11 protein-coding genes are annotated in these 14,049 nt (G+C 70.1%); 4 read left to right on the top strand and 7 right to left on the bottom strand.

What is annotated here, in order from left to right:
* Positions 1-30: 30 nt before the first annotated feature.
* The 4 genes from ABZ382_RS35845 to ABZ382_RS35830 all read right to left on the bottom strand — a co-directional run bounded on the left by ABZ382_RS35845 (position 31) and on the right by ABZ382_RS35830 (position 5,480).
* A complete protein-coding gene (locus ABZ382_RS35845; RefSeq protein ID WP_357098589.1) occupies positions 31-921 on the bottom strand; it encodes an NAD(P)-binding domain-containing protein in 891 nt (296 codons plus the stop codon).
* A gap of 223 nt (positions 922-1,144) precedes the next feature.
* Positions 1,145-2,599 carry an FAD-dependent oxidoreductase gene (locus ABZ382_RS35840; protein WP_357098586.1) on the bottom strand — a complete coding sequence of 485 codons (1,455 nt, stop codon included), beginning with the start codon at positions 2,597-2,599 and terminating at the stop codon, positions 1,145-1,147.
* Positions 2,600-2,806: 207 nt separating this feature from the next.
* Entirely contained in the window at positions 2,807-4,339 is a 1,533-nt protein-coding gene (locus ABZ382_RS35835; protein WP_357098583.1) for an FAD-dependent monooxygenase, read from the bottom strand.
* Between the two features lie 64 nt (positions 4,340-4,403).
* Positions 4,404-5,480: a phospholipid scramblase-related protein gene (locus tag ABZ382_RS35830; RefSeq protein ID WP_357098580.1), complete on the bottom strand. Its 1,077-nt coding sequence runs from the start codon at positions 5,478-5,480 to the stop codon at positions 4,404-4,406.
* A gap of 181 nt (positions 5,481-5,661) precedes the next feature.
* On the opposite strand from ABZ382_RS35830, the gene ABZ382_RS35825 reads away from it, so the two are divergent.
* From ABZ382_RS35825 to ABZ382_RS35815, 3 genes are all read left to right on the top strand, one after another.
* Complete coding sequence (locus ABZ382_RS35825) at positions 5,662-6,879, top strand: hypothetical protein (RefSeq protein WP_357098577.1); 1,218 nt, start codon at positions 5,662-5,664, stop codon at positions 6,877-6,879.
* Positions 6,880-7,000: 121 nt separating this feature from the next.
* Positions 7,001-8,350: a M20/M25/M40 family metallo-hydrolase gene (locus ABZ382_RS35820; protein WP_357098574.1), complete on the top strand. Its 1,350-nt coding sequence runs from the start codon at positions 7,001-7,003 to the stop codon at positions 8,348-8,350.
* Between the two features lie 19 nt (positions 8,351-8,369).
* Entirely contained in the window at positions 8,370-8,906 is a 537-nt protein-coding gene (locus ABZ382_RS35815) for a YbhB/YbcL family Raf kinase inhibitor-like protein (protein ID WP_357098571.1), read from the top strand.
* A gap of 96 nt (positions 8,907-9,002) precedes the next feature.
* Here ABZ382_RS35815 and ABZ382_RS35810 read toward each other — a convergent pair whose 3' ends face one another.
* Positions 9,003-9,560 (bottom strand): TetR/AcrR family transcriptional regulator, encoded by a 558-nt coding sequence (locus tag ABZ382_RS35810; RefSeq protein ID WP_357098568.1) that lies wholly within the window; start codon positions 9,558-9,560, stop codon positions 9,003-9,005.
* 130 nt (positions 9,561-9,690) lie between these two features.
* Between ABZ382_RS35810 and ABZ382_RS35805 the strand changes: the two genes are divergently transcribed.
* The gene (locus ABZ382_RS35805; RefSeq protein WP_357098565.1) at positions 9,691-10,992 is read left to right on the top strand and encodes a hypothetical protein; all 1,302 of its coding nucleotides are present in this window, start codon (positions 9,691-9,693) and stop codon (positions 10,990-10,992) included.
* Between the two features lie 105 nt (positions 10,993-11,097).
* On the opposite strand, the gene ABZ382_RS35800 is transcribed toward ABZ382_RS35805, so the two are convergent.
* Both ABZ382_RS35800 and ABZ382_RS35795 read right to left on the bottom strand, forming a co-directional pair.
* Entirely contained in the window at positions 11,098-12,927 is a 1,830-nt protein-coding gene (locus ABZ382_RS35800) for a long-chain fatty acid--CoA ligase (RefSeq protein ID WP_357098562.1), read from the bottom strand.
* A gap of 224 nt (positions 12,928-13,151) precedes the next feature.
* Positions 13,152-14,024 (bottom strand): GTP cyclohydrolase II, encoded by an 873-nt coding sequence (locus ABZ382_RS35795; RefSeq protein ID WP_357098559.1) that lies wholly within the window; start codon positions 14,022-14,024, stop codon positions 13,152-13,154.
* Positions 14,025-14,049: the final 25 nt, after the last annotated feature.

Here is a 14,049-nt window from a genome sequence, read left to right as displayed (position 1 = left end):
CGGGCCGGGGATTCCGGCCCGCACCACCGGTTATCGCCGCGCGGGCGCGCCCCGCAGTTCCTCGATGGTCCGCTCGAACGCCGCGGTGCCGTGGCCCGCGTCGATCTGCCGGTCCACGAGGGCGGCCAGTCCGCTGAGGGGTTCGCCGCTGATTCCGGCGTCGGCCGCCGCGCCACGCAAGGCGTCCAGGGCGGATTTGGTGAATACCAGGTCCTGGAAGACGTCGGCGGTGTAGTCGCCGCCGTCGATGATCTTCGCGTAGGCGGGCAGGGTGTTGGTCATGGCGGTCAGCCATCCGGCGGCGCGGGTGGCGAACTCCGCGGCCGTCACTCCGGCCGAACCGACCAGCGCCGCGCCTTGGAAGAAGCCGCCGAACATGGTGTACATGGCGGTCAGCAGCGCGAAGTCCCACAGCGCGGCCACGCCCGGGTCGGCTCCGAGATAGTCGGCGGCGCCCAGCGATTCGAGGGCCGGGCGCCATGCGTCGAAGACCGTGTGCGAGCCGCTGTAGAGGATGCTCGCCCCGGGGGCGCCGATCATGTCGGGGACGGCCATGATGCCGCCGTCGAGGAATTCGATCCCGTGCGTGGCCGCCCACGCGGCGAGCTCGCGGGACTGTTCGGGTGTGGTGCTGGTCAGATTGAGCCACTGCTTGCCGGTCAGGTCCGCGGCGATGGGATCGAGGGTCTCGTGCACCGAGGCGTGGTCGAGCAGGACCGTGATGATCAGCTCGCCGTCGCGCACGGCGGCACCGGTGGTCGCGGCTGCCACCGCACCCGCGGCGACCACGTCGGCGTCGCGGCCCGGCGTCCGGTTCCACACCGTGACCGGGGTTCCGGCGCTCACGAGTCGGGTCGCCAGCGCGCGGCCCATCGCCCCGAGCCCCAGTACGGTGACCGGGCTGTGCTGGGTGTTCGTCATTGCGGGACAACTCCTTCTGGCAGGGTCGAGGACTTTCGGCGCGCGCTGTATCGAGGTTGCCGGGCTCCGGGCCGGGCGACAAGTACGCACTAATTCCTCAGACACTGACCGGAAGGTATGTGTCCAGCTCGCAGGCGCGACGGCATCGCACGCATGTGTGCACCGAGTGCAGAATTCGGTGTCGTTGCCGAATACCGTGCGGGCGAGGCGATCGCGGCGTGGGCTACTGCCTGTCGGTGGTGCGGGCGGCGGCCCGGGATCCGGCGACACGACCGAAGGCGAGCGCGTCGGCGATGTGGAAGCCGCCGTCCTTGCACCAGGAGTAGGTGGAGCTGACATTGCCCGCGGCGTAGAGGCCGGGGATGGTCGCGCCGAAGGGGTCGAGGACTTCGGCGTGCTCGTTGCGGCGCGGGCCGCCATTGCTCCAGGCCAGGATGGGGGCGCTGGTGAAGGCGTAGTAGGGCGCCTCCGAGATCGGGGCCAGAGTCTTTGCGGGACGCCCGAACTGGTCGTCGGATCCGGCCGCGCAAGCCGCGTTGTAGCGGTCCAGGGTGGCGCGCAGGACCTCCGGGTCGACATGGATCAGCGCGGCCAGTTCCTCGACGGTGTCGGCGCGGTGGATCCAGCCCTTGCCGATCTCGGCGCTGTTGTCGGAGCTCCACTCGTAGCCTTCGATGAGGCTGGCCCAGCCGACGGCGAGGCGTTCGCGCCCGGGAACGATCGAGCCTGCGCGGCGGGCGGACTCGTCGAAGACGATGTGCATCGGGGTGGTCGGGAACAGCTGGTAGCTGCCGTTGATGCGAGCGTGGCCGTGGCCCAGGGCGACGCGCTCGTTGCACAGTCGGCGGCCGTCGAAGCCGAGGTAGACGAAGGCGTTGGTGGCGGGGAAGGCGGTGTAGAAGCCTGCTTCGTAGCCGGGGGCGCGCAGGCCGGGCAGGGTCATCATGTTGGACATGTGCCACAGGTCGGCTCCGGCCTTGACGGCCATGCGCAGGCCGTCCCCGGTGGCGGCGGGGGTGCCCCACACGACCGGGTCGGTCAGGCGCAGGTGGTCGCGGACCAGGTCGGGGTCGGCCTCGAAACCGCCGGTGGCCAGGACGACTCCGCGCGCGGCCCGGATCCGCAGGGTGGCGCCGTCGGCGGTTTCGGCCAGCACGCCCAGGACCGTGCCGTCCTCGGTGACGAGTTCGCGGGCCGGGGTGCCCAGCCGGACCTCGATGCCGCGGGCGCGGACCGCGTCGGACAGAGCCGCCCAGAGCAGTCCGTCGCCCATGCGCCCTTCGACGCCGATCCAGCCGCGCATGACGTCGCTGCCCTCGAGGTCGGGGAACTCCGCGGGCGGCGCGACCGCCAGACCGATCGGGATGCCGAGGCTTTCCATCCAGGCGCTGTTGCGGGCGGTCTCGTGCGCCCACACCTCGATCACCGGTTCGGGGATCGGCCGACCGGCGCTGAGACTGCGCAGGTAGACGGCGGCCCGCTCGGGGTCCTGGTTGTCGAACCACACCGCGCCCGAGACCCGGGTGCTGCCACCGGCCCGGGCGCCGGACTCCTTGTCCAGCACCAGCACTCGGGCCCCGGCGTCGTGGGCGCTGATGGCGGCCGCGCACCCGGCCCCGCCGAAGCCCACGACCACCACATCGGTCTCGACATCCCACGACATTCCCGCGTCGACCACGACCGCACCGTCCTCTCGTCTCGTCCATCGCGAACGGTCCCAGCACCGCGCGCGGACCGAAAACGCCTGTCCCACTCACCGGGTGCCGACGCGGGAGACCGGAGTGCCGCGCCCAGGGTGCGGTCGGCGGATCCGGCCGCCCATCGACGCGGCCGTACCCCGATCTTCCTCCGGCGCCACGCGGCCCGGTCGCCCGTCGGTCCGGTTCTATCCGGCCCATCCGGCGGGTGCGCCGAACCAGGTGGTGAGGGCCTCGACCAGGTCGTGGGGTTCGGCCGAGGTCCAGCACACGATGCCGTCGGGGCGAATCAGCAGAGCTGTGGTGTCGCGGGGCTGGGCCGGTTTGGTGGTGACGATCGTGACGCGATCCGACCAGGGCGCCAGCGCTTCTCGCAGTGCCGGGGAGTCGGTCAGGTCCAGCAGCACGCCGCGGCCGTCGGCGAAGTGGTCGGCGACGCGGGTGCCGTCGGCCAGCTCGAAATCGGGGGTGGCCTTGCCGACCAGGGGATCGGCGCCGCCCAGGTCGTAGCGGTGCAGGACGCCGGAGATCTTGGCCAGGACCTGGGTGGTGGCCGCGCGGGTGTCGAGCAGTTCGGCGGTGACCGCGCGCAGGGCGCGGCTGCGCGGATCGGTGCGCATGAGCGCGATCTGCGCGCGGGTCCAGTCCAGCACCCAGGCGCCGATCGGGTGGCGTTCGCGAGTGTAGGTGTCCAGCAATGATTCCGGGGATCGGCCGCGGATGACGGCGGCCAGTTTCCAGCCGAGGTTGACCGCGTCGCCAACGCCCAAGTTGAGGCCTTGACCCCCGAAGGGGGAGTGCACGTGGGCGGCGTCGCCCGCGAGCAGCACCCGGCCCTTGCGGTAGTCGGGGACCTGGCGGGTGTTGTCGGTGAAGCGGGTCGCCGAGATGACCTTCGTGATCGACACTGCCACCCCGGTGACGCGTTCGAAGCTGTCCTCGAGCTCGCGGGCGGTGATCGGGGCGTCGCGGTCGGCGGGCGGGCCGTCCAGTTCGACGGTGAGGAAACGTCCGGGCATCGGGCCGTTGACGAAGATGCCGGTGGGGGTGGTGTGCCAGCCCAGTGGCACCTCCTCCGCGCCGGTCATCTCGACCATGGCCTGGCGTCCGGTGATTTCCGGGTCCAGGCCGGGGAATTCGAATCCGGCGAGCTTGCGCACGGTGCTGCGGCCGCCGTCGCAGCCGACCAGCCAGCCCGCGCGGATCGTACGGCCGCCGCAGTCGACGGTGACGCCGATCCCGTCGTCGGCGAAACCGGTCACCTCGACACCGCGGCGCACCGGGACTCCGAGTTCGGCGGCGCGCTCGGCGAGCATGGCCTCGATGGACTGCTGGGCGATGAAGCGGAATTCGCCGGCCGGGCCGACATCGGCGAAGGCGGGGTCCTCGCCGTCGATATTGTCCTGCCAGAGCATGATTCCGGCGAAATGCGCGCCCGCGGGCCGCCGCACCGGCGCGATGTGGCTCTGGTCGCGGCCGCCGAACATCTGGCCCATGCGCGCCATGGCCGCCTCCTGGACCTCTCGCATCCGAGGCAGCAGACCCCGCCGGTCCATTGCCTGGGCGGTGGGGACATTGATCGCGCCCGCCTTGACGGTCATATCCGGTGCGGCCAGTCGTTCGACGACCAGGACGTCCACGCCCGCCAGCCGCAGTTCGCACGCCAGCATGAGTCCGACCGGTCCGGCCCCGACCACCACCACATCTCGTGTCTCGTTCATGGGAATCACTGTGGTGGTGGCCGATTGCCGGAGTCTTGCGTCGGCTTGCGTACGGCTTACGCGGTCAGTTCCAGCCGCGCTGGTCCTGCTTGAGGGCGGTGTCGATGGCCAGTCCGGACGCGACCACCATCGACAGCAGCGGCTGTGGCAGCTGGCGGTGGATCTGCACGACGTAGTTGTCGGCGGAGGTGAACATGGTCTTGAGCAGGCCCTCCCACGTCTTGGTGATGCGGGCGACCTCCTGACCGGTGTGGTCGTGGATGGCGAAGTTCCAGGCCCGCCAGTTCTCGGCGCGAATGCCGCCGATCTGCTGACCATTGACCATGAAGGCGAAGTTGATCTTGCCGATCATGTTCTCCTGGATGATCTCACCGATCGGCGCGCCATTGCCGTGCTCGAGCAGGAACTTCGACTTGAACACCTTGGCGGGCCGGGTGATCCGCATCAGGCGCTGGCCGTGGGCGTCGCGGATCTCCAGCTTGTGGGTCATGAACTGGTCGTAGCTGGACAGGAAGCGCACGGCCTTCTTCAGCGCCGACTGCCCGACCTCGGCGACCGCGCCGATCTGGCGGCCGTGCTGGTCGAACACGCTGTACTCGTTGACCATTTCGATCAACTTGACCTTCTGGTTCACCACGAGCACGGGCTCGGTGAACACGGTCCCGCCGCCGTTCTGGGCCGGCGCGACCCCGGCCTGCTGCTGCACCTGGCGCTGGATGTCGCCGGGATTGTTCGCGCTGCCGACCTCGATCTCCCAGGGGCTGGCCTCACTGCGCGGGGCGAACTGCTGGGGTTGCTGCGGGGCGTAACCCTGCTGGGCGTGGGGTTGTTGGGGCGCGCCTTGCTGCAGAAACTGCTGGTGAGGCGCGCTCTGCTGAGCGTACTGCTGCTGGGGTGCGCTCTGCTGCGCGAAGTGCTGCGGGCCGGTGCCCTGTTGCGCGTATTGCTGCTGGCCGGAGCCCTGCTGGTGATGCTGGGGAGCGTACTGCTGCTGTTGCGGCTGCTGCGGCCGGCCGGGTTGCTGGGCCGGGGGTGCGGGTTGCTGTTGGGGCTGCGTGTGATTGGTCCATTGGCTGCCGTCCCACCAGCGCAGAACTGGGGATCCGGGACGCTCGGGGTACCACCCCGCGGGTTGACTCATGGCCCGAATCCTATCGTCGTACAGGGACTCTGCACTTTTTGCACTTTTTGCCGGGTAGTCACCTCTATGATGGGCGCTCGACATCGGGAAGCCGGGTCCACGCCACTCGAGGAAACGGGGAAAACATGTCCGCCACAGTCGAATTCGCGGGTTGCCGGGCGGACACGGAGCGGACGCGATTATGACCGACCTGGTGACGCGAGCCCAGCTCGTCCTGCTGGCCCGGACCCTGCACGTACCGGTGCAGCGGCTCGCCCACCTCGAACGCCTCGGCCCGCACCGGCTGCACGAACTGCAGCAGCGCATGGCGGCCAACCTCTTCGACCGGCACGCGCCCGTCTTCGACCGGATCGCGAAGCTGGTCCCGATCATTCCGCTGGCCATCTCGCTGCCGATCGTGCAGAAACTGGTGCCGCCCACCATGACCGGTCGCGCGGCCGGCGCGATCGGGGTGCAGTATCCGGCCAAGGCCATCGAGGCCCTGGTGCGCATGGATGTCGGCTACGCCGCGGACTGCGCGCCCTATCTGGACCCGCGCACGGTCGGCCAGCTCGCCGACGACGCCCCGCCCGAGCCGGTGGTGGCGATCGTGAACGAGCTGCTCGCGCGCCGCGACTACATCACCGCGGGACCGTTCCTGGCCTATGCCACACCGGAGTTGATCCGCGCCGTCGAACAGGGCGTTCCCGATGACGAGGGGCTGATCCAGTCGGCGGCCTTCGCCTACTCCTCGGAGTCGATCAGCGCCGTGATGCGGCAACTGCTGGCGGGCGAGGCGCGGCGGGTGCCGCGGCTGCTGGGCGCGGTCATCAACGGTTCCAAGGAGTTACGGCTGGCGGCGCTGTCGGTGTTCGCGCGCTGCACGCCCGATGTGATCGCCGCGGTCGGCGACATCCTGTTCGAGGTGGCGCCGCCCTCGGCGGTGGCCGATCTGCTGTCCACCTTCATCGCCGCCGACGCCACCGACGACATGCTGCGGTTCGTCGGGCGGCTCAGCCCGCACGCGCTGACCCGGCTGGCGTTGAACCCGGTGCTGCCCGAGATCGCCGACGCCCTGGTCGACGCGGTCGACGGCAGCAGCGATGTCGGGGTGTGGCGCGGGGTGCTGGAACCGCTGGCTCGCACACCGAACGAGGTGCGCCGCCGCGCCGGGCTGCGGCTGGCCCGCCTCGACGCGGCCACCCTGCTCACGCTGCCCGCACTCGCCCAGGCCGCGCGGTTGTGGCCGCCGCTGCTGTGGGTGCTGGCCGCCACCGATGTCGACGTGCAGTCGCGCATCGGGGAACTGTGGGCCACCGCGACCCGCCTCGACCTCGACGTTCTCGAGCGCCGCATCGCCGACCAGCGCCTGGATTCGATGCTGGCCACCCTCACCACCACCATCCGGGTGCTGCGCTGACCCGGGAATCCTTGCGCGATCACTGATTTCAACCGCCTGGCCGCGGCCCGACCTGCGGCGCGCCGCGGTGCTGGGGGCGGCGGGCCGACACCCGGGCGCGCGGAGGTGGTAGGAAAGTGACGTGTCCGAAACCGCCGAAACCCACACCCCCCGTGCCGTGTCGGAAGTGGTGAACCTGGTCAGCAAGCTGATCCAGTTCGACACCTCCAATACCGGCGAACTGGAGACCACCAAGGGCGAGCGCGAATGCGCGCAGTGGGTGGCCGAGCAACTCGAGGATGCCGGGTACGAGACCGAGTACGTCGAGTCCGGCGCGCCGGGCCGCGGCAATGTGTTCGCGCGCCTGAAGGGCGCGGACTCCTCACGCGGTGCGCTGATGATGCACGGGCACCTGGACGTGGTGCCCGCCGAGGCCGCCGACTGGAGTGTGCACCCGTTCTCCGGCGCGGTCCGCGACGGCTACGTGTGGGGTCGCGGGGCCATCGACATGAAGGACATGGTCGGCATGATGCTGGCGGTGGCCCGCCAGTTCAAGATCGAGGGCACGGTGCCGCCGCGCGACATCGTGTGGGCGTTCGTGGCCGACGAGGAGAACGGCGGCCGCTGGGGCTGCCAGTGGCTGGTCGAGAACCGCCCCGACCTGTTCGACGGCGTCACCGAGGCGGTCGGGGAGGTCGGCGGGTTCTCGCTGACCGTGCCGCGGCCCGACGGCGGTGAGCGGCGGCTGTACCTGGTGGAGACCGCGGAGAAGGGTCTGGGCTGGATGCGGCTGCGCGCCAAGGCGCGCGCCGGGCACGGCTCGTTCCTGCACGAGGACAATGCGGTGACGATCCTGGCGCAGGCGGTGGCCCGGTTGGGCACCCACACCTTCCCGCTGGTGGTGTCGGATTCGGTGGCGGAGTTCCTGGCCGCGGTGTCGGAGGAGTCGGGGCTCGAATTCGATCCCGCCGCACCGGGTATCGAGGATCAGCTGGCCAAGCTGGGCACCATCTCGCGGATCATCGGCGCGACGCTGCGCGACACCGCCAACCCGACCATGCTGCGCGCCGGGTACAAGGCCAATGTGATTCCCCAGACCGCCGAGGCCGTGGTCGACTGCCGGGTGGTGCCGGGGCGTCAGGCCGAGTTCGAACGGGAAGTGGACGCGCTCATCGGCCCGGATGTGGAGCGGGAGTGGATCACCAAGCTCGACTCCTACGAGACCACCTTCGACGGGCATCTGGTCGACGCCATGAACGACGCCATCCTGGCCCACGATCCGGCCGGGCGCACCGTGCCCTACATGCTCTCCGGCGGCACCGACGCGAAAGCGTTCGCCAAGCTCGGGATTCGCTGCTTCGGGTTCGCGCCGCTGCGACTGCCGCCCGAACTGGACTTCTCGGCGCTCTTCCACGGGGTCGACGAGCGGGTTCCGGTGGAGTCGCTCGAATTCGGCGCCCGGGTGCTGGAACACTTCCTGTTGCACAGCTGACGATTCGAAAGGACTGCTCGTGCCCGACTATTCGTACAACCCGTACGCCGCGTTGCCGCAGCTGCCGGAATTCACCCTGACCTCCACCGATATCAGCGAGGGCAAGCCGCTGTCGCTGGATCAGGTCAGCGCGCTGGCCGGCGCGGGCGGCTCGGACATCTCCCCGCAGCTGAGCTGGTCCGGATTCCCGGCCGAGACCAAGAGTTTCACCGTCACCATGTACGACCCGGACGCGCCGACCGCCTCGGGCTTCTGGCACTGGGTGCTCGCCAATGTCCCGGCCACCACGACCAGCCTCGAGACCGGGCAGGCCAGTAAGGGCGGCGTGCTGCCGGCCGGGGCGCTGCATCTGCGCAATGACGCGGGCCTGCACGAGTACACCGGCGCGTTCCCGCCTGCCGGGCACGGGGCGCACCGGTATTTCGTCGTGGTGCACGCGGTCGGGGTGGAGCGGCTCGAGGTCGACGAGCACGCCTCGCCCGCCTACCTGGGGTTCAACCTGTTCATGAACGCCATCGGGCGCGCCACGCTGATCGGCACGCACGAGCAGAAGTAGGCGATCCCGCCGGAATCACTGTGGCCCTGAGCGATTCGCTCGGGGCCACAGTCGTGTCCGCGCGGCGTCACCGGTCGCGGCAGCGCTCGTCCGGATCTAGCCCTGGTCGGCAACAGAGCGTTCGGCCAGCCCACGCAGGCCCGCCGCGAGGTCGTCCGCCGCGGGCGCGTGGTCGGGGTCGATCAGATATTGGACCAGCAGGCCCGCGATGAGGGTTTGCAGGACCGCGCCGATCGCGGCGTCACCGCCGCCCAGGTCCTGGGACAGGCCCGCGCGCGCCTGTTCCTGGGCGGCACCGATTTCCGCGCGCAGGGTGGGAGAGTGCATGGCCTGGGCCATGGATTCGACATTGGCGGCCCAGATCACCCGGTCGCCGGTGAAGGAGTCGATCAGCCTGTGCCAGAAGGCGTTCAGGCGGGCGGGGGAGTCGCCGGTGTCGTCGGCGGGCAGGGACTCGAGGATGTGGGAGACCGCGGCGGCGGTGGCCTCGAGCATGGCCTGGTTGAGCAGCCGGTCGCGAGTGCCGAAGTGGTAGTTGATGGCGGCCAGATTGGCCCCGGACGCGGCGACGATATCGCGCACGGTGGTGCGGGCGTAGCCGCGTTCGGCCAGGCAGTGCTTGGCGGCGGCCAGCAGGTCTTCTCGGGTTCCCACGGGGTCAGCCTAACAGCGGGGTGAACGGTTGTTTGTAACGCACGTTTCAAACAACTGTTTTGAACATGCGTATGAAACGTGTGTATGGTCGGTGGTGGCACGATCCCATCGCACGGAAGACGAGTCCGATATGACCGCACGACCGTTGTCTCCCTTCGAATCCGGATATTTCGCGGCGGACGCCCGGCTGGGCAGCGTGCCCGTCGGCGGGATGCCGCTGTTCATCGGCACGGCCGTGCGCGGCGAGGTCGACGAGCGCATCCTGCGGCGAGTGCTGGGCGAGCTCGCCGCCGGGCATGTGCTGCTGCGCAGTCGCGTGATCACCGTCGACGGGGTCGCGCGGTTCGTGGCCGCGGATGCGGTGATGCCGACGCTGACCGTGCGCGAGGGTGGCGTGGACGAGTACTGGGAGCTGGTGAACAGTCCGCAGGACTGGGAGGCGGGACTGTTCCGGGCGGTGCTGCTGCGCGGGGTGCGCGAGAGCCGGATCGTGCTGGTCATCCATCACGGGATCAGTGACGGGCGTTCGGCATTCGCGCTGCTCGAGGAGATGTGGCGGCGGTATGCCGCGCACGTGGCGGGTGTCCAACCGCCGCCGCACGATTCGGACGACGCGCTGCCCGGCGGGGTCGACGAGTTGCTGGCCGCGGTGGTCGGTGAGGCGGAGGTCGACGGGTTCCTGGCGCATCTCGGCGCGGAGATCGCCGCCGCCGCACCGGCCGATGCGCCGCGCACGATGCCTCACGACGGGGACGGGGTCGGGGACGCGGGGGGTCGATTGGCGTTGCGGCGCATCGAGTTGTCGCCGGGTCAGACCGCGGAGCTGGTCGAAGCGGCTCGGAGCCGGGGGATCTCGGTCAACAGTGTGCTGGCCGGGGCGGCGCTGGCGGCGGTACGCGGGGAACTCGCCGGGGACGGGCCGATTCCGTTGATGTGCGGGCATGCCGCGGATCTGCGACCGGAGCTGTCGCCGCCGGTGCCGGTGTCGACGGTCCTCAATTGCGCTTCGGGCGCGGGGACTCCGGCGCTGGTCGATCGCGACGCCGATCCGCTGGCGGTGGGCGCGGTCGTCGACGCCACCATGCGGGTGCTGCGCGAGAGCCGGTTCCCGGCATTGTTCATGCGCGCCGCGCAGCGCCCGCTCGCGCCGCAGGTGGCCGCGATGCTGGCGCAACCGCCGGCGATCGCGTTGTCGAATATGGGCCGGCTGCCCGCGCACCCGATACCCGCCGGGTTGGAGTTCGTGCGCGACGAGGTGTTCGCGATGGCGGCGGGCATGCCGCCGAAGATGACGATCTTCACCGTGGGTGGGCGGTTGACGGTGCAGGTGGAGTACGACACCGCCGAGCACAGCCACACCCGCATGGGCCGGGTGGCCGAGGCGATGAGCGATCGGCTCGCACGGGTCACCCGGGTGGCCGTGCGCGGTTGAGGGCGGCCGCGCGCGGTCGAGTGTGGCGTGCGCGGCCGGGAACGGCTGTGGGCCCGGACATCACGTCCGGGCCCACATCGATACCGGGGGTGCAGCGCCCCGGGATCAGCTCAGGTTGATGACGCCCTCGGGTGCGGGGGTCAGGTACAGCGCGGCGATCTCGGTCGCGTACTTGGCCGCGATCGGGTTGCGCTTGAGCTTGAGGGTCGGGGTGAGTTCGTCACCGCCGGGCTCCCAGCCCAGATCCAGGATGGTGAACCGCTTGATCGACTCGACCCGGTTCAGCTTGGCGTTGGCCTCGGCGATCGCGCCCTTGATCTCGGCGATGATCTCCGGGTGCGCGGCAAGGGTTTTCAGGTCGGCGTCGGGCACACCCAGCGCCTTGGCCCGCACCACCGCGATATCGGGGTCGAGCACGATCAGCGCGGAGATGTAAGGCTTGGCGTCGCCGATCGCCACCACCTGACCGACCAGCGAGGACGCCGCCTTCACGGTGTTCTCGATATTGGTGGGAGACAGGTTCTTACCCGCCTCGGTGATGATGAGTTCCTTCTTGCGGTCGACGATGGTGACGTAGCCGTCACCGTCGATGGTGGCGACGTCGCCGGTGTGCAGCCAGCCGTCGGCGTCGATGGCCTCGGCGGTCTTGTCGGGCATCTTGCGGTAGCCGTGGGTGACGATGCCGCCGCGCAACAGCAGCTCCCCGTCCTCGGCCAGGCGCACCTCGACCCCGCGCAGCGGGATGCCGACGGTGCCCGGCTTCGGCTTGGCCAGCGGGGTGTAGGTGCCGACACCGCTGGTCTCGGACATCCCCCACACCTCGGTCACCGTGAAGCCCAGGCCCAGCAGGTATTCCAGGGTCTCCGGCGGGATGGCGGCCGCGCCGGACGCGGCCACGCGCAGCTCGTCGAAACCCAGGGCGTGGCGCAGCTTCGACAGCACCAGCGCGTCGGCCAGCTTGTGCTGCACGTCGAGCAGGGCGCCGCGGCCGGTGCCGGCCAGCTCGGCGCGCGCGGCCTGCGCGCCGACGCCCAGCGCCCAGTTCGCGAGCGCCTTCTTCACCGGGCTGGCCTCGGTGGCCAGTTTGGCGTCGATACCGGCCTTGATCTTCTGCCACACGCGCGGCACGCCGAAGAACGCGGTCGGGCGGGCGTCGGGCAGGGCGGCGGCGATCTCGCGCGGGTCGGGCACGCACGTCATCTGGACGCCGGTGAACAGGTTGGCGCAGTGCCCCGAGATCCGGTCGGCCACATGGGCGGCGGGCAGGTAGGACACCGAACGGTCGTCGAGGCCGACGGTCAGCGGGCCCTCGACCAGGCCCACGATCTGGGCGACCACATTGCGGTGGGTCAGCTCCACGCCCTTGGACGGGCCGGTGGTGCCGGAGGTGTAGATCAGCGTCGCCACATCGTCGGGCTGCACGGCCCGCCAGGCGGCGTCGAAGTCGAAATCGGGCTGCGGGGCGGCCTCCACCTCCGCCAGCGTCAGCGTGCCCGCCGCCGAACCATCCACCAGCACAATGTGTTCCATCTCCACGCCGGCGCCGCGCACCACGTCCAGGAACGCCGGTTCGGTGATGACCACCCGGTTCTCGGCATTGGTGAACAGGTGCGCGATCTGCTCGGGGGAGCTGGTGTTGTAGATGGAGAACGGCGTCGCACCCAGGTGCAGCGCCGCGGTGTCGACCAGATTGAACTCGGGCCGGTTGGTCAGCATGATGCCCACCGCGTCCCCGCGCCCCACCCCGAGCGCCGCCAGCCCGGCGGCGATCGCGCGCACCCGCTCCCCGTACTCGCGCCAGGTGATCTGCCGCGTACCCCCCACGGTCCGCAACGCCACCTGCCCCGGCCGCAGCGTCAGGGTTTCCTGGAACGCCTCCGGAATCGTGTGGACGGTCTTGCCCGATGCGTGCGCATACCCGATGTCAGTCGTCATAAGCCCTTTTCCCGATAGCCTCTCGCTTCGCCGTCCACCCGCGCGCCCACCAGCGCGAACCTTCGAAGTCCGAGACCACGACCAACCCGTCACGCGATGGCCACGCGTCACCTGTGGCGCGGCTCACTCATCGTAACCAGACTTTCCCGACTGTGTCGCGGGCTACATGGGCCAGAGTGGTGGCCGAAATTGTCAATTCACCCGGGCGACGGGGGGAGGCGGGCTCAGATCACCGGCGTGGGGTGGTTCTGCGGGCGTTGGGTCAGTTGACGGCGCCACGCCCGCAGTCGGAGGCGGACGGAGGTGCGGGCGGGGTGCCAGGCCACCGCGGTCGCGGCCAGGGTCATGAAGGCGAGGACGGCGAGTTCGCGTGGGGCCCAGTAGATCGCGGCGGCGGTGGCAACGACGCCGAAGGCGACGCAGGTTTGTTCTATCCTTCGGCCGATTCGGCGGAAGGAGAAGGGTGGCAGGCGATGGCCGCGGTGGATTCGCTTGGCTTCCATGTACTCCCGTGCCCAGTGGCTGCGGGGTTCGGTGACGAGGGGCACGCGGGTGACGGTGATGTCGCTTCGTTGCAGGGCGTGCACCTTGTCGGGGTTGTTGGTCAGCAGGCTGACCGAGTGCAGGCCGAGCTGGTCGGTGAGGAAGCGGGCGGCGGTGTCGAACTCGCGGTAGTCGGGATCGAAGCCGAGGGCGCGATAGGCGTCGAAGGTGTTGTGGCCCTCGGTTTGTGTGAGGCGCAGGCCTTCGGCTTTGACTTCGAGGCCCGCGCCTCGGCCTTCCTGTTCGAGGTAGAGCAGCACGCCGGCGTCGGCGCGCTGGATCATGTCCATGGCCTGGTCGAGTTCGGGGCCGCAGTCGCAGTCGTCGGAGTGCAGGGCGTCGCCGTAGAGGCAGCGGGAGTGGATGCGCACCAGCGGGGCGGGGAAACGGCCGATATCGCCGAAGATGAGGGCCTGGCCGCCGTCGCGTCCCGGTATCGAGTGGACTCGTACGCGGATCTGGGCGCCCTTGCGGGTGAGTAGATGACCGGTGCAGGCGGGTTTCTGTGAATTCACCGGACCCGCAACAGCAATCGACTCGTCCGCAACGCTCACGTGACCGCCTCGTATCCCCGCGGGC

Source organism: Nocardia sp. NPDC005825 (assembly GCF_040630175.1).
Lineage (GTDB): Bacteria > Actinomycetota > Actinomycetes > Mycobacteriales > Mycobacteriaceae > Nocardia.
Note: the sequence above shows the minus strand (reverse complement) of the source record. Positions and strands in the feature narration are given on the sequence as shown.